Origin of the sequence: Pseudomonas aestiva, from assembly GCF_039908605.1 — a bacterium.
Taxonomy (GTDB): domain Bacteria; phylum Pseudomonadota; class Gammaproteobacteria; order Pseudomonadales; family Pseudomonadaceae; genus Chryseomonas; species Chryseomonas aestiva.
The window spans coordinates 1,579,076-1,594,220 of record NZ_CP150916.1 but is presented as its reverse complement, the minus strand read 5'-3'; the positions used below and the strand labels follow the sequence as shown (position 1 = coordinate 1,594,220).

Annotated in this window: 17 protein-coding genes and 1 riboswitch; of the genes, 6 read left to right on the top strand and 11 right to left on the bottom strand. The window is 65.6% G+C overall.

Features of this window, described 5'->3' with window-relative positions; translation table 11 throughout:
• Nucleotides 1-70: 70 nt before the first annotated feature.
• A riboswitch (cobalamin riboswitch) is annotated at nucleotides 71-266 on the bottom strand.
• A 97-nt stretch (nucleotides 267-363) separates the two neighbouring features.
• The 4 genes from AABM56_RS07330 (at nucleotide 364) to AABM56_RS07315 (ending at nucleotide 2,852) form a co-directional block, all read left to right on the top strand.
• Nucleotides 364-693 (top strand): four-helix bundle copper-binding protein, encoded by a 330-nt coding sequence (locus AABM56_RS07330; RefSeq protein ID WP_133859654.1) that lies wholly within the window; start codon nucleotides 364-366, stop codon nucleotides 691-693.
• A 138-nt stretch (nucleotides 694-831) separates the two neighbouring features.
• Nucleotides 832-1,200, top strand: coding sequence for a YggL family protein (locus AABM56_RS07325; protein WP_133859655.1), 369 nt, complete (start codon nucleotides 832-834; stop codon nucleotides 1,198-1,200).
• A 69-nt stretch (nucleotides 1,201-1,269) separates the two neighbouring features.
• The gene (locus AABM56_RS07320; RefSeq protein ID WP_133859656.1) at nucleotides 1,270-2,103 is read left to right on the top strand and encodes a metallophosphoesterase; all 834 of its coding nucleotides are present in this window, start codon (nucleotides 1,270-1,272) and stop codon (nucleotides 2,101-2,103) included.
• Nucleotides 2,104-2,234: 131 nt separating this feature from the next.
• The gene (locus AABM56_RS07315; RefSeq protein ID WP_133859657.1) at nucleotides 2,235-2,852 is read left to right on the top strand and encodes a DedA family protein; all 618 of its coding nucleotides are present in this window, start codon (nucleotides 2,235-2,237) and stop codon (nucleotides 2,850-2,852) included.
• Nucleotides 2,853-2,855: 3 nt separating this feature from the next.
• Here the strand turns inward: AABM56_RS07315 and AABM56_RS07310 are convergent, their stop codons facing one another.
• The 9 genes from AABM56_RS07310 to ttcA form a co-directional block, all read right to left on the bottom strand.
• The gene (locus AABM56_RS07310; RefSeq protein WP_133859658.1) at nucleotides 2,856-5,102 is read right to left on the bottom strand and encodes a molybdopterin cofactor-binding domain-containing protein; all 2,247 of its coding nucleotides are present in this window, start codon (nucleotides 5,100-5,102) and stop codon (nucleotides 2,856-2,858) included.
• Nucleotides 5,099-5,581, bottom strand: coding sequence for a (2Fe-2S)-binding protein (locus AABM56_RS07305; RefSeq protein ID WP_263258965.1), 483 nt, complete (start codon nucleotides 5,579-5,581; stop codon nucleotides 5,099-5,101). The genes AABM56_RS07310 and AABM56_RS07305 overlap by 4 nt, the downstream gene beginning before the upstream one ends.
• Nucleotides 5,582-5,583: 2 nt before the next feature.
• Nucleotides 5,584-6,810, bottom strand: coding sequence for a cytochrome c (locus AABM56_RS07300; RefSeq protein ID WP_347883932.1), 1,227 nt, complete (start codon nucleotides 6,808-6,810; stop codon nucleotides 5,584-5,586).
• 278 nt (nucleotides 6,811-7,088) lie between these two features.
• Nucleotides 7,089-7,409, bottom strand: coding sequence for a hypothetical protein (locus tag AABM56_RS07295; protein WP_133859661.1), 321 nt, complete (start codon nucleotides 7,407-7,409; stop codon nucleotides 7,089-7,091).
• Nucleotides 7,410-7,463: 54 nt separating this feature from the next.
• Complete coding sequence (locus AABM56_RS07290; protein WP_068385323.1) at nucleotides 7,464-8,000, bottom strand: C40 family peptidase; 537 nt, start codon at nucleotides 7,998-8,000, stop codon at nucleotides 7,464-7,466.
• 96 nt (nucleotides 8,001-8,096) lie between these two features.
• Nucleotides 8,097-8,768, bottom strand: a complete 672-nt coding sequence (locus tag AABM56_RS07285) for a C40 family peptidase (protein WP_252977082.1) — start codon at nucleotides 8,766-8,768, stop codon at nucleotides 8,097-8,099.
• A gap of 63 nt (nucleotides 8,769-8,831) precedes the next feature.
• A complete protein-coding gene (locus AABM56_RS07280; protein WP_347883931.1) occupies nucleotides 8,832-9,596 on the bottom strand; it encodes an NAD-dependent protein deacylase in 765 nt (254 codons plus the stop codon).
• The gene (locus AABM56_RS07275; RefSeq protein ID WP_133859664.1) at nucleotides 9,593-10,273 is read right to left on the bottom strand and encodes a DNA-3-methyladenine glycosylase I; all 681 of its coding nucleotides are present in this window, start codon (nucleotides 10,271-10,273) and stop codon (nucleotides 9,593-9,595) included. Before AABM56_RS07275 ends, AABM56_RS07280 begins: the two co-directional genes overlap by 4 nt.
• Nucleotides 10,273-11,097 carry a tRNA 2-thiocytidine(32) synthetase TtcA gene (ttcA, locus tag AABM56_RS07270; protein ID WP_263258962.1) on the bottom strand — a complete coding sequence of 275 codons (825 nt, stop codon included), beginning with the start codon at nucleotides 11,095-11,097 and terminating at the stop codon, nucleotides 10,273-10,275. Before ttcA ends, AABM56_RS07275 begins: the two co-directional genes overlap by 1 nt.
• A 97-nt stretch (nucleotides 11,098-11,194) precedes the next feature.
• Here ttcA and AABM56_RS07265 point away from each other — a divergent pair, with 97 nt between their 5' ends.
• Together AABM56_RS07265 and AABM56_RS07260 are read left to right on the top strand one after the other, a co-directional pair.
• Entirely contained in the window at nucleotides 11,195-11,815 is a 621-nt protein-coding gene (locus AABM56_RS07265; protein ID WP_133859666.1) for a DNA-J related domain-containing protein, read from the top strand.
• Complete coding sequence (locus AABM56_RS07260) at nucleotides 11,763-12,335, top strand: SprT family zinc-dependent metalloprotease (protein WP_263258961.1); 573 nt, start codon at nucleotides 11,763-11,765, stop codon at nucleotides 12,333-12,335. Before AABM56_RS07265 ends, AABM56_RS07260 begins: the two co-directional genes overlap by 53 nt.
• Nucleotides 12,336-12,378: 43 nt before the next feature.
• Here AABM56_RS07260 and AABM56_RS07255 read toward each other — a convergent pair whose 3' ends face one another.
• Nucleotides 12,379-13,116: a dienelactone hydrolase family protein gene (locus AABM56_RS07255; protein ID WP_133859668.1), complete on the bottom strand. Its 738-nt coding sequence runs from the start codon at nucleotides 13,114-13,116 to the stop codon at nucleotides 12,379-12,381.
• 55 nt (nucleotides 13,117-13,171) lie between these two features.
• Nucleotides 13,172-15,076 (bottom strand): molecular chaperone HtpG, encoded by a 1,905-nt coding sequence (gene htpG, locus AABM56_RS07250; RefSeq protein ID WP_263258959.1) that lies wholly within the window; start codon nucleotides 15,074-15,076, stop codon nucleotides 13,172-13,174.
• Nucleotides 15,077-15,145 lie beyond the last annotated feature (69 nt).

Sequence of the window (15,145 nt, the reverse complement as noted above, 5' to 3'; positions counted from 1 at the left end):
GCGGAGAAACGGGCAGAGACGCCGCCCGCGCAAGGCAGGTGGCGACGCCGCGCGACGCCCTCCGCATCGCCGAGATGAACGCAAGCGTGGCCGGTCTCCGGGCTGGTGAGCCGATGCCCTGGGGGCATCCGCTGCGCCCCTTCCCGGCCAGGGCCAGTGGGTGTCGCGCAGCTACTGCTCAACTACCGTTGCGGGGGCAGCGCCGGCTCGACCGGCTTCCCTGTTTCACCCCGGCGAGGCGGGGCACCACGTGCAAGGGCGCAGGGTACGGACTACCCGGGAGAGCGTCAATCGATCGCACCGGCCGAACTCGGCGCCAGCCGACCGGGTCCACCCTAGGCACCCCACACCAGGAGCTACCGGATGAACGATGCCACTCTCGCCGCCTGTATCAAGGCCTGTCTCGACTGCGCCGCCGCCTGTGAAACCTGTGCCAGCGCCTGTCTGGGGGAAGCCAATCTGGACATGATGCGCGACTGCGTCCGCCTGGACCGGGACTGCGCCGATGCCTGCCGCCTGGCCGCCACCTTCATGCAGCGCAATAGCGACCGCATCGCCGAAGTCTGTGCTCTGTGCCTGGCCACCTGCCGCGCCTGCGCCGCCGAATGCGGCAAGCACAAGGCCGATCACTGCCAGGCCTGCGCCCGGGCCTGCGAAGCCTGCGCCGATGCTTGCGCGGCCATGGCGGCCTGAGCAGGTCCTTCCGCTACTGCGCCCTCCGGTCGCAGGCAAAAAGGTCCGGCCGACCCACCGCTGGAGCGGTCGGCATTGGCATTACCCGTCGACGCCAGGGATAATGCCCGCCCTTTAATCGATATCCAGGCCTTCGCCATGACCGATACCAACCAAGATCCCCGTTTGAGCCGCATGAAGCGTCGCCTGCGCAAGAAGCAGTACCTGGGCGAATTCCAGGAACTGGCCTTTGAAATCAAGGTGAGCTTCAAGAACGAACTCAGCGAAGACGATCTGGACACCTTCCTGGGCGACTTCATCGACTACGTCGAAGAGCGCACGCTGGACTACATCGGCGGCTTCGACAACGCCTGGGTCGAAGGCACCATCATGGCCAACAAGCGCTACACCTCGCCCACCGCGGAAGACCGTACCGCCCTGCTGGACTGGCTCAAGGCCCGCACCGAAGTCGGCGAAGCCAACGCCTCCGAGCTGCATGACGCCTGGCACCACGACGGCGAAGTCTAACTAGCCTTCGCCGGATCGCTTGGCGCCCGTTGCGGTCGTAAAGGGGAATCCGTTGGAAACCAGGTCCTCATGACGACCCTCCTGCAAATCTCCGATACCCACTTCGGCACCGAGCAACCCGCCGTGGTCGCGGCTCTGGAAGCCCATGTCCGCGAACACGGCGCCGATGTTCTCATTCTCTCCGGGGACATCACCCAGCGCGCCCGGCGCGAACAATTCGCCGCAGCCAAGACCTTTGTCGAACGCTTGGAAAGCCACGGCATTCCGCAAACCCTGGTGATCCCGGGTAATCACGACCTGCCGCTGTACAACGTCTTCGCGCGTTTCCTGACGCCCTATGGCAACTATCGCCACCATTTCGGTCAGGATCTGGAGCCCAGTATCGAAAACGACGAGCTGTTGCTGGTCGGGCTCAACACCACCGCTCCGCAACGCCACAAGGATGGCGCGGTAAGCACCGAGCAGATCGAGCGGGTGGCCGAGCGCCTGCGCCGCGCCGGTCCGGGCAAGCTGCGCATCGTCATCGCCCACCAACCCTTCGGCGCCCTCGAACTCAGTGACCTGAGCAATCTGCAGCACAACGCCGATCACGCCCTGGCCACCTGGGCCGACGCCGGACTGGATCTGGTGATGGGTGGGCATATCCACCTGCCCTATGTGCTGCCGCTGAGTCGCCAGTACCCCACCCTGCCCCGCGAGGTCTGGATCGTCCAAGCCGGCACCGCCCTCTCCTCTCGCGTGCGCGGCACCTCGCCCAACTCCTTCAATCGCCTGCTGGTCGGCGAAGGGGCGAAGAAGACCGTGGACGTGGAACGCTGGGACTTCCAGGGCGATCGTTTCGTCGTCGGCGAGCGCCACGCACTGCGCTGGCAGGCTGCTCAGGACGCTCTGGCGAAAAGTTGAGGCGTCCAGTCGGGGGCGCCGATGCGCGCTCCTGCGCACTTCCAGCAATGGAAATTGATTCAAGCTGTTGAAACGGCTGGCAGGCCACGGGCGCCAAGTAGTCTTAGGACTTTCGGCAAGAGTGGCCTCCCATGGAATCCCTGACGCAATCGCTGCTTGGCTTTATCGAAACCCACCAGGCCTGGGCGCCGCTGCTCGTCGGCCTGCTCGCCTTTGGCGAATCCCTGGTGCTGCTGGGCGTCTTCATTCCGGCCACGGCCCTGCTGCTGGTGGTCGGCGGCCTGGCCGGCTCCGGAGTGCTCTCGCCGGTGCCGCTGGTGCTGGCCGCCATCGTCGGCGCCATCCTCGGCGACATCTGCTCCTACATCATCGGCCGCTGGCTCGGTCCCAGTATCGTCCACCGCCCGCCCTTTCGCCGCTATCGCAAGCAGGTGGCCAGGACCCGGCTGTTCTTTCGCCGCTATGGCTTCTTCGCGGTATTCGGCGGGCGCTTCCTGACTATGATCCGCAACACCGTGCCCCTGGTGGCCGGGATGATGGCGATGAACCAGCTGCGCTTCCAGTCGGCCAACGTGCTTTCGGCCATCGTCTGGGCGCCGCTGATGATGGGCCCGGGTTATCTGGCGGCCAAGGGCGCCAACCACTTCAGCTTCGCCGGCAACGAGTCGCTGTGGATCGGCGCGGCGATCATCGCCGTGCTGGGCGCCGGCGCCGCACTGTTCTTCAAGCAGCGGCTGAAACGCGTCTAGCGGCTAGCGGCTAGCGGCTAGCGCCTCGCGCAGACGCTGGCGATTCAGCGGTACCTCGCGCAGGCGCAGACCGGTCGCTGCCGCCACGGCATTGGCGATGGCCGCGGGGATGGCCGCGGTGGTGGCCTCCCCGGCCCCCACTGCCGGTTCTTCAGGCCGATCGATCAGCTCCAGTTCCAGCTCGGGCAATTCGTTGAAGGTCAGCGGCGGATAGGCACCCCACTCCAGGCTGGTCACTCCCTGGTGATCGAAACGCACCGCCTGCTTGAGGGTCCGGGCGATGCCCTGGATCACGCAGCCTTCCAGCTGATTGCGCAAGCCATCCGGATTGACGATCAGACCGCAGTCATGGGCCACCACCACGCGGGTGACCCGGATCCCCGTCGCCTCGCTCACCGCCACCTCGACCACCGCGGCCACATAGGCGTTTTCGTTTTCGTAGTGCAGGAAGGCCAGCCCCTGCCCTTTCGCCTGGGCACCGTCCCAGACCTTTTCCTGCCGGGTGGGTGGTTGCCAACCGGCCTTGGCGGTGGCGGCCTGCAGCACCGCTCGTGCGCGAGGGTCCTGCAGATAGCGCAGGCGGAATTCCAGCGGATCGACCCCGGCCGCCAGGGCCAGCTCGTCCATGAAGGATTCGTTGGCAAAGGTATTGCCGACCGCTCCCAGAGCGCGCAGGGCCGAGGGTCGCAGCGGCGAATCCCCGGCTTCCAGCCAATGGGTCGCCACCTGGACGTTGAGCAGGTCGTAGTCCAGCGGCGCATTGCGATTGCCACCGCCCCGCCCACCCTTGAGCGGCAGGTTGTAGGCCAGCTGCCCGGCGAGCAGCGCCGCCTTGCCGGTCTGGCCATTGGGTCGGGTCAGGTGGGTAGGCGTCCAGTTGGCGAAGCGCCAGGCGAGCAGATCACCAGCCGCGCTCAGGCCACCCGCCAGACGCAGCAGCATGGCCGGGCCCTTGGGATTCCAGCCGTGCTCGTCGGCCCGACTCCACTGCACCCGCACCGGACGGCCGCACAGCTTGGACAGCAGCGCCGCATCGGCCGCCGCGTCATCGGCGCCGTTATGGCCATAGCAACCCGAAGCCTGCTGATAGATGACATGGATACTGTCTTCCGGCAGCGCCAGCAGATCCGCCAGTGCCGCCCGGAGCTGGTAGACGCCCTGGGTACCGCTCCAGACCGTGGCGCCGTCGGCACGCACGTCCGCCACCGCGCAGGAGGGACCGATGGAGTCATGGTTCTGATAGGGCCAGCGATACTCGGCGTCCAGCCGCTGCGCGGCATTCGCCAATTCGCCCGCGACATCGCCGGCCTCCTGCTGGATGTCGGCCGGTCCGGCCTTGGCTTCCAGCTGGGCGTAGAGTTCGCCCGGCAGCGGCAGATCCGGCACCAGGCTCCAGTCCACCCGCAGCGCCGCCGCGCCCTGCCGCGCCAGCCAGGGCTGCTCGGCCACCACCGCGACGAAGGCGCCTTCGTACACCAGCTGAGCGCCAGCCGGCAGCGCGCTGGCATCGATACCGCGCAGGCTCACCCCCGCCAGCCGCGCCGAACCGGTGCAGGGTGGCCGTATCACGCAGCCGTGCAGCATGCCGGGCAGGCGCCGGTCGTGGACGTAATCGAAGCTGCCAAACAGCTTGGCGGGGATGTCCTCGCGCGGCACCGAGGTGCCGACTAGGCGGTAATCCTTGACGGCGCGGGTACGCACGGCCTGATTGACCAGCCGCCCCAGGGGTCGTCCGCCCACCAGTTCGCCATAGCTGACAAAACGCCCGGTGGGATCGCCGCGATAGACCACGCGGCCATCCACCGTATCCACCACCGCCAGATCCAGCCCCAGGCGTCGCGATCCCTCCAGAAACAGGAATTGCCGCGCGCTGGCGGCGGCCTTGCGCAACTGGGCGCCGCCCACCTGCAGACTCTTGCTGCCGGCGGTGATGCCCTGGTCCGGGGTCAGCCGGGTATCGCCCTGGATCAGCCGGGTGGCGGCAAAGGCCACGCAAAGCTCCTCGGCCACGATCTGCCGCAACGCCGTGCTGACCCCGGTACCCAGTTCCACCTTGCCGCTGTAGACGGTGACCTGGCCCTGGGCATCCACCGCCAGCCAGGCGTCCAGCTGGCGCTGATCGAGGGTCTTGGCCAGGTCCGCCGGGTCAGCCGGTGCAGGCAGCACCTGGGCGGCGACCGGTCGCTGCAGGCTGAAGCCCAGCAGCAGCACTGCGCTGCCGCCGAGAAAGGCACGTCGCGACAGCGTCATGCCGGAGCCTGCCCGTCGCGCAGGAGCACCGCCGCCCGCTTGACCGCCCGCAGGATGCGATAGTGGGTACCGCAGCCACAGAAGTTGGCCGCCAGCGCCTGGCGGATCTGCGCATCGCTGGGATCGGGCACGCGTTCGAGCAGCGCCCGGGCGGTCATCACCATGCCGGGGATGCAATAGCCGCACTGCGCCGCCTGTTCCTCGATAAAGGCCTGCTGCAGCGCGTGCGGCGCCTCAGGCGTACCCAGACCTTCCAGGGTCAGCAGCTCGCGACCGGCAAAGGAGACTGCCGGCAGCAGACAGGCACGCACCGGCTTGCCATCCGCCAGCACCGTACAGGCGCCACACTCGCCCAGGCCGCAGCCGAACTTCGACCCCTTGAGACCCAGTTCGTCACGCAAGGCCTCCAGCAAGGGCATGCGCGGATCGACGTCGAGTTGTCGCTGCTCGCCATTGACCTTCAATTCGATGGCCGCCACCGCTATTTCTCTCCTTCGCGCGCGGCCGCCACGTCCGCAGGACGGATGTCGGCGGCGTGACCGCCAAAGCGGCGGCCGATGTAGGTGGCCAAGTCGGCCAGTTGCTGATCGCTGAGCAAGTCCCGATAGGCTGGCATGAAGGCATGTTCGGTCCGCCCCTGGCGATCGAGGCCGTCGAGCAGGACACGCACCAGGTTGGTCCCCGCGGGATCGCGCACCGCCGAATAGTTGCTGAAGGAGCGCGGATAGGGACCAGCCGGCCCCCGGTCGTCCGGGGCATGACAGCTGGCGCAGGCGGATTGCAGCAAGGCCGCGCTTTCCGCCTCGGCGGCGGTGAGCGGCCCGGTTTCCCCGGACGGCTGCACCTCGGCCCGCGCCGGCACCGCTCCGGGCTGCGCCGGCAGGGTCCGCAGATAGGTGATCAGGGCGCCGAGGTCCGCATCGTTCAGATGACGGGTACCGCCGCTCACCACTTCGGCCATGGGTCCCGCCGCCACGGCTTCGCCACGCTGATGCCCTTCGCGCAGATAGCTGGCCAGTTTGGCATCGCTCCAGCCGCCAAGGCCGCGGGGATCCGCGGTGAGATTCCAGGCGGTCCAGCCTTGCTGGGTCGCGCCGGCATAGGCCCGGCCGCTGTCGAGACCCTGGCTCCAGGTCCGCGGCGTATGGCACTCCTGGCAGTGTCCCACCGCCTCCGCCAGGTAGGCGCCCCGCGCCACCTGAGCGTCCGTCACGGCGGGCAGTGGACCCTCACGGAAGTTCAGCCATTTCCAGCCACGGATCAGCGCGCGCTGATCGAAGGGAAAGCGCAGCGCGTTGGCCGGCGGTGCATAGGGCACGGGGCGCTGGACCTGCAGGTAGGCGAAGATGGCCGCGACATCCTCGTCGCTCAAGCGGGTAAAGGCCGTATAGGGAAAGGCCGGATAGAGCTGCTCACCCTCGCGCCCGAGGCCTTCGTGCAAGGCCCGGCGAAACTCGTCTGCCGTCCAGTCCCCCAGTCCGTGTTCGCGATCCGGGGTGATGTTGCTCGAATAGAGACGGCCAAAAGGCGTCTCGAAGGCGACGCCACCGGCGAAGGGCGCGCCATCGGGACGGGTATGGCAGCCCTGGCAGTTGCCCAGGTGGGTCAGATATTCGCCACGCGCCAGGGGCGTCTCGTCGGCGTGGACCAGCGCGGTCCTGGACAGGAGCAGCATCCCCGCCAGCAGGGGCAGGGCCAGGGATCTCATCAGCTCTCCTCGTGAGGTCGAATCGGACTGGCCGATTACGCCGTGGCTTTGCCTTCATCCTAATCGCAGCGGCAAGCCGCCGTGACGTTCGCCCCCGGAGGTGAGATACAGACGACAGTTTCGACCCGCACCTTGACGACGGCCTTTACATTCCCACCCTGGTCCGGCTTCGTCCTGATGCGTGCCCTTGGAACGCTGCCTGCCTCGGATCCTGATTACCTGCACTCCGAACAGGAAGGAAACCACCCAGACGTGAAACTCTACAGGGGTGGTATTACTCAACGCTTGGGCACGAAGCCATCGGGCTTGGCCGCCAGCCAGTCAACGAACTGGCGAATGCGCGGATCGCTGAGCAGCAATTCGCGGCTGTTGTATTCCAGCGCCAGGGTCTTTTCGTCGAAGGTCTGGTGGATATGGTTGTGGCAGGGCCGGCAGACCCAGAGGGTGGCGGTGATCCGGCTGATGCGGTCGAATCTCTTGCGCACGTAGGCCTTGTCGTGCAGCGAGCGAGGGATCAGATGATGGCGGGTGAGCGGCGCCGCCCGACCGCACAGCTCGCAGCGAGCCGGCTGGGGCGGCAGACGTATCGCCTGGGGCATGATGGGCTCCGCACGGGCTGGATACCCATTCGAGCGGCCCGGGCGAAACGGGGTTCAATAGCCGCCGGCGAGACTCGGCGTGACCAGCACCCGCTTGGCCTGCAGGTAGCTGTTCTGCCAGTAGGGCTTGGCCAGGCTGTCCAGGCGCACGGTACCGCCGGTACGCGGCGCATGGACGAAGCGCCCCTCCCCCACATAGATACCGGCATGGCTGACCTGACGGCCACCGGCGGTGGCGAAGAAGATCAGATCACCGGGCTGCAGGGCGTTACGCGCCACATTGGGCGAGCCGAGGGTGATCATCTCGCGGGTCGAGCGCGGCAGGGTCACGCCAGCCGCATCGCGATAGACGTAGCCGATCAGACCGCTGCAGTCGAACCCACCGGCCGGGGTGTTGCCGCCGTAGCGATAGGGGGTGCCGACCAGGCCGATGGCCCGAAAGAGTACATCGTTGGCCGCCTGGGCCTGGCTTTCCAGCAGGGGACGGGAGACGACCGGGGCGGCCGGTGCGGGGGCCTGGGGCGGCCTGCCGGCACAGGCGGCCAGCAGTACGAAAGCGCAATACAATCCGAGGCGAGCCGCATGCGGCATTGGAGACATCCTTAGTTATCCATCGATCACCGTCGGCCTGCCACGCAGCCACGACGGGTCCTCGAAGCGCACCGGCGAAGATCGCGGCGATACGCCTCAGCGCAATACGCGCTTGCCTTCCAGGAAACTCACCTTCCAGTACTGGTCGTTCAGGCTGTCCACCCGCACCCCGCCGCTACGACGACTGGAGGAATGGATGAACTTGCCTTCGCCCATGTAGATACCGGTGTGACTGACCCGGCCACGGCCGTTGCTATTGAACAGCAACAGGTCGCCAGGTTCCAGGTCGTTCTTGCTGACTACCGGTACTTCGAGATCGATGATCTCGCGGGTGGAACGCGGCAGGGTCATGCCGGCGCGCTCGCGAAAGACGTAATTGACGAAACCGCTGCAGTCGAAACCGGCCAGGGTGCTGCCGCCACGGCGATAGGGCGTCCCCACCAGCTGGGTGGCACGATTGAGGATCTGGTCCGCCAGATTCGGCAGCGCCTGGCGCGGGCCGACCTCGCGCTCCCAGTCGAGCTGATGCGGCGATTGGGTATGCGGAAAGACCGGACGTTGCTGAGCACCCTCGGTCTCCACAGGCGCGGAGCCGTTACCAGCGCCACCCAGACCATGCAGCGAAGCGGTCTGGAACGTCCGGGAAGTATTGGAAGAATCCTGGCTAACGACGGCATCGGGACTTTGCGGCGCACTCGCACAGGCGGCGAGCAGACAGACAAAAGACAGGGGCACGAGGGGTGCGAGGCGGTTCCTTGGCATGGGCACGACCGTGTCGTTTTTTCAAAGTTTCGACACCTTGCCGACCTGGATCACAGATGGCAAGTTTTTTTAGCCCTCGATGTGACTCAAAAGCCGAGGAAGGACGTCTACGGCCCTTTTTTCCAGTTGAACGGTCGCCAGGCCACGCAGCGACGAACGGTCCGGGTTGATCTCGATGAGGTCACCACCCTGCGCCAGGGTCTGCCCGATCGGCGCCTGGATATAGCCGAAGGCAGCCGTGGTGCCGACGGCGATCACCAGGTCGAAGCCCTCCTCCACCGCCTCCTGCAGACGCTGCAGTTCGGTGACCAGCAAGGCTTCCTCGAACAGCACCACGGGTGGCCGCAGCATGCCGCCGCAGGAGGGACACCGCGGCGGCAACGGACCGGCCAGGTAATCCTGAGTCTCCTCGACGGCCTGCGCGCAACTCATGCAGGCGAGCGGCTCCAGTTGTCCGTGAATCTCGATCAGCCGCTCCGATGGAAAACCCGACTGGCGATGAAAGCCGTCGATGTTCTGTGTCAGTACCCAGCTGCCGGGATGTCGAACGCCGAAATCGGTGATCGCCTGGTGCGCCGCATTGGGCACGGCCGCGGCGCAGGCGCGGCCGAGTTGCGTCAGATAGCGCCAGCAGAGCTCCGGACGCTGCCGGAGCATGCTGCCGGACAGCGCCGCCTCGATGGGGATGCCTTCCTCGGTGAGGCCGTTGTACAGCCCGCCGAGGCCGCGATAGGTCGGCAGTCCGGAGTCGGCGGAAAGCCCAGCCCCGGTGATGAACAGCACCCGCCCGGCCCGCGCGAGCAGACCCCGAGCGCGGGCCAGGGCGTCAGTCAATGATTCACCGTCAGGGCCAGCATCACCGACAGCTGGCAGAGCGGACGCCCGCTCTGTTCCTGCCAGAGGTTGAAGGCCTCCTGCATCTTCTGCCGATCACGCTTGGCGGTAGGCGCCTTGTCGAGGATGTTCTGCGCCTTGAGCGCCGTCACCACATCGTCGGTCGCCAGGAAGGTGTCCTTGCCGGCCATGCGCAGGAAGCGCTGCGCCGACAGGCCGCCCAGCTGGTTGCCACGCTTGGTCAGTAGCTCCCACAGGCCAACGATGTCCTCTGTCGGCCATTCGGCCAGCAACTGACCGAAGCTGCCGTGGCTGCCGTGGCTGCGCTGGAAGTCGAGCACCATCTGGGCGTTGATCGGCACGCTGCGCAACTTGCCCAGGTGGCGGATCAGCCGCGCATCCTGCATCAGCCGCTCCAGGCGTTCGCCGCCCATGAGCACCACCTTCTCCGGATCGAAGCCGAAGAAGACCTCCTCGAAGGCCGGCCACTTGGCATCCACCAGGCTGTGCTTGAGTCCGGCGCGAAAGATGCGGCGGGTCAGTAGCGACAGATAGCGGTCATCACCCACCGACCTCAGGGTCGCGGCGTCCACCGGTTGCGGCAGTCGCGCCTCCAGGGCCGCACGCGAGCCACAGCGGTTGAGGGCGTATTCGAGCAGCCAGGCGTAGTCCCGCATCAGAGATTCATCACCTGGACGAAGCGCGGGGTCGCGCTGTCATCGATCTTGAGACTGACGAAGTCGAACAGCTCGCGATCGGCCAGCTGCGAGGGCACCACGTTCTGCAGGGCGCGGAACATGATCTCGGTGCGCCCTGGCGTCTTGCGCTCCCACTCCAGCAGCATCTCCTTGACCACCTTGCGCTGCAGGTTTTCCTGGGAGCCGCAAAGGTTGCAGGGAATGATGGGGAATTCGCGCAGGACGGCGTAGGCCTCGATGTCCTTCTCGTTGCAGTAGGCAAGCGGGCGGATCACCACATTGCGGCCGTCATCGGCGCGCAACTTGGGCGGCATGGCCTTGAGGGTGCCGCCATGGAACAAATTGAGGAAGAAGGTTTCTACCATGTCATCGCGATGATGGCCGAGCGCCATCTTTGTCGCGCCGATCTCGTCGGCGAAGGTATAGAGGATGCCCCGGCGCAGGCGCGAGCACAGCGAACAGGTGGTCTTGCCCTCGGGGATCTTTTCCTTCACCACGGAATAGGTATCACGTTCCAGAACGTGGTACTCGACCCCCAGTTCCTGCAGATACTGGGGTAAAACGTGTTCAGGAAAGCCCGGCTGCTTCTGGTCGAGGTTGACCGCCACGATCTCGAAGCGAATCGGCGCGACCTTCTGCAGATAGAGCAGCATGTCGAGCAGGGTGTAGCTGTCCTTGCCACCGGACAGGCAGACCATGACCTTGTCGCCGTCCTCGATCATGTTGTAGTCGGCGATGGCTTCGCCGGTAAGACGGCGCAGGCGTTTTTGCAGCTTGTTCTGGTTGACCGAAAGGATGCCCATGGATGAATCCGCGAAAGGAAAAAACGAAAGGCCGGCATTTTACGCGCAAAGCTTCCGCCGCCCTACCCCGAACGTCAGTCCGCGGCGACCGGCAGCCATGAGCGAAACCCAGGCGCTCATGACGGCGCTCCATCAGGAACTGCTCGGGGCCCAGACCAGCCTGTCGGAGTACGAGTTGCTGCAGGCCTTGCGCCGGGCGGGTTCGCCCCTGGTGCCGCCGCGCCCGGTGACCGACAACTACGAACTCTTTCGCCTGCATTTTCGCGTCTTCAATGCCCTCTACCAGCTGCGCGACCAGTTGCGTGCCGAACAGCGCGCCGAACTGATCATCAGCGCCCTGCGCATCGAGCTGCGACCCTATCTGCGTGCCCGGCCCGGGTTGATCGTGGCCGATCCGCTGCGCGCCTATTACCTGGATCTCACCCAGCTGGAGACCACTACGCCGGAAGACGTGGCCAACCTGCTCAATCACTTCTGGGCGCTGGTCAATGGCGAGTCCGAACTGCTGGAAGCCCTGCGCCTGCTAGGCCTGGATCGTTCGGCCGACTACGGCCAGATCCGTCGCCGCTATCGCCAGCTCGCCAGTCGGCACCATCCGGATCGTGGCGGCAGCACCGGTCGACTGCAAACCATCAACGCGGCCATGGATACGCTGAGGCGGCACTATGGCCACCAGCCGACCGCGGACGCTAGGGCGCAGGCACCAGCTTCGGCATAATCACCCGCCTCGCCAGAGGTTGCCCATGCCTGAACAACTCCACGCCCGGGTCGAAGACTGCTATCGGCAGGCCGAGGCCTTCTTCAAACGTCGCTTCCCGCGCCCTGACGTCGGCCTGGCCCTGCGCGGCCAGCGCGCCGGCGTCGCCCATCTCACCGAGAACCGGTTGAGATTCAACGGGCAGCTCTATCAGCAGAATCGCGCCCACTTCCTCGAACAGACCGTGGCCCACGAGGTGGCGCATCTGGTGGCGCACCAGTTGTTCGGTGGCAGCATCAGGCCTCATGGCGAGGAGTGGCAGCTGATCATGCGTGGTGTCTATGGCCTGCCGCCGGATCGCTGCCATACCTACGAATTGCCGCAACGGGCCCGCACCCTGTACCTGTATCGCTGCAACTGCCCGGACGGTCGCTTCGAATTCACCGCCCAGCGTCACGCCCTGGTGCGCAAGGGACGGCGCTATCTGTGCCGACGCTGCCGCGGGCCCCTGGATTTCACCCAGGAAGTCATCCGCAGCTGACCCTGCCGGGCCCGACCCGGGCTCCGGCAGACAACGAAAATCATCAGCCCTGGGCGAAGACTTCGTCGAACAGGTTGTGCATCGCCAGGAAAGCACGCTTAGCCACCACCGGGTGATACTGCTGCTTGCCCGGATTGTTGGCTTCGGGATCGGTGAAGGAATGCACCGCGCCGCCATAGCTCAGCAGTTGCCAATCCACCTGGGCGGCATCCATCTCCTGGCGGAAGCCGATGAGCTGCTCGTCCGGCACCATGGGATCGGCGGCGCCGTGCAGCACCAGCACCGGACCGGTGATGCGGGCCGCATCGGCCGGGTTGGGCGTATCCAGATTGGCGTGGAAGGTCACCACGGCGCTCAGCGGCGCCCCATCGCGCGCCAGTTCCAGCGCCGCGCAGCCGCCAAAACAGAAGCCGATGGCAGCGATCTGGTGGACGTCCACCGCCGCCGTCTCGGCCTGGGCGAGCAGCGCCGCATGAGCCGCCTGCATGCGCTGGCGCAACAGCGCGCGATCACCGCGGATCGGCGTCATGGCCGCCAGGGCCTCGTCGGCATTCTGCGGGCGCACATTGCGACCGTAGAAATCCACGACCAGGTAAGCCAGGCCGTCGGCCTCGGCCAGCGCCTTGGCCTGGTCGACGGCGCCATGGGACACTCCCATCCAGTTGGGTGCGAAGAGCACGCCCGGACGAGTCGGATTACTGCTGGTGGCGTACACCAGCTGGCTCTCGAACGGCTGGCCATCGATTTCGTAGGCAACGGGTTTTACAGTGACTTCGACCATGGGGTCCTCCAAAGGGTAGATAAGAAAAAGCCCGCCGAGGCGGGCTTCTCCATCTTCAAGCGGACAATTCCACCAGCAGTTTGTTTAACCGGCGGACATAGGCGGCGGGATCCTTGAGGCTGTCGCCCGCAGCCAGCGCAGCCTGATCGAACAGGATGTGCGACAGGTCGGCGAAGCGGTCCTCGTCAGGCTCGCCATCGAGTTTCTCGATCAGCGGGTGCTGCGGATTGATCTCGAAGATCGGCTTGGAATCCGGCGCCTTCTGACCGCTGGCTTCCAGGATGCGGCGCATCTGCATGCCCAGATCCTGCTCGCCGATGGCCAGGATCGCCGGCGAATCGGTCAGGCGATGGGACACGCGGACTTCGCTGACCTGGGCCTCCAGGGCCTGCTTGAGGCGCTCCACCAGGCCTTCCTTGGTCTTGGCGACCTCTTCCTGAGCCTGCTTGTCTTCTTCGCTGTCGAGCTTGCCGAGATCCAGATCGCCACGGGCGACATCGACGAAATGCTTGCCGTCGAATTCGGTGAGATAGCTCATCAGCCACTCGTCGATGCGATCGGTCAGCAGCAGCACCTCGACACCCTTCTTGCGGAAGACTTCCAGGTGCGGGCTGTTCTTGATCTGGGCATGGCTCTCGCCGGTCAGGTAGTAGATCTTGTCCTGACCTTCCTTCATCCGGCCGATGTAGTCGGCCAGGGACACGTTCTGGGCATCGTCGCCATTGTGGGTCGAGGCGAAACGCAGCAGGCCGGCGATCTTCTCGCGGTTGGCGAAGTCTTCCGCCGGACCTTCCTTGAGCACCTGGCCGAAGTGGCCCCAGAACGACTGGTACTTCTCCGGCTCGCTCTTGGCCAGCTTCTCGAGCATGTCCAGCACGCGCTTGGTCAGCGCCGACTTCATGGAGTCGATCACCGGATCCTTCTGCAGGATCTCGCGGGACACGTTCAGCGACAGGTCGTTGGAATCCACCACACCCTTAATGAATCTCAGGTACAGCGGCAGGAACTGGTCGGCCTGGTCCATGATGAAGACGCGCTGCACATAGAGCTTCAGGCCCTTGGGCGCTTCACGCTGGTAGAGATCGAAGGGCGCACGGGCCGGCACGTACAGCAGCGAGGTGTATTCGAGCTTGCCCTCGACCTTGTTGTGGCTCCAGGTCAGGGGATTCTCGAAGTCATGGCCGACGTGCTTGTAGAACTCCTGGTAGTCCTCGTCCTTGAGTTCGGTACGCGGACGGGTCCAGAGCGCGCTGGCACGGTTGACGGTTTCCCACTCGGCGGCGGTCGGCTGCTCGTCCTCGCCACCCTGCTGCTCCTTGGGCAGCTCGATGGGCAGGCCGATGTGGTCGGAGTACTTCTTGACCACGTTGCGCAGGCGCCAGCCATCGGCGAACTCGGTTTCCTCGGGCTTGAGGTGCAGCACGATGCGGGTACCGCGTTCGGGCTTGTCGAAGTTCGCGACCTCGAACTCCCCTTCCCCCTTCGACGACCAGTGCACGCCTTCGGCGGCGGGCTGGCCGGCACGGCGGGTGTAGACGTCGACCTGATCGGCGACGATGAACGCCGAGTAGAAGCCCACGCCGAACTGACCGATGAGGTTGGAATCCTTCTTCTGGTCGCCGCTGAGATTCTTCAGGAAATCGGCGGTACCAGACTTGGCGATGGTGCCGAGGTGAGCGATCACCTCTTCGCGGCTCATGCCGATGCCGTTGTCTTCAAGGGTGACCGTGCCGGCCTCCTTGTCGAAGCTCAGGCGAATCTTCAGCGTATCCCCGCCTTCGAGCAGTTCGGGCTTGGACAAGGCCTCGAATCTGAGCTTGTCGGCCGCGTCGGAGGCGTTGGAAATCAATTCGCGCAGGAAGATTTCCTTGTTGGAATACAGCGAGTGAATCATCAGGTGAAGCAGCTGCTTCACTTCGGTCTGGAAGCCTAGGGTTTCCTTTTGAGTCTCCACACTCATGCTACGAACTCCGCTATCGATAGGTACGCACCAGATGCCTGGCGATGTCGCGGAGATGGGGGCGCCCGA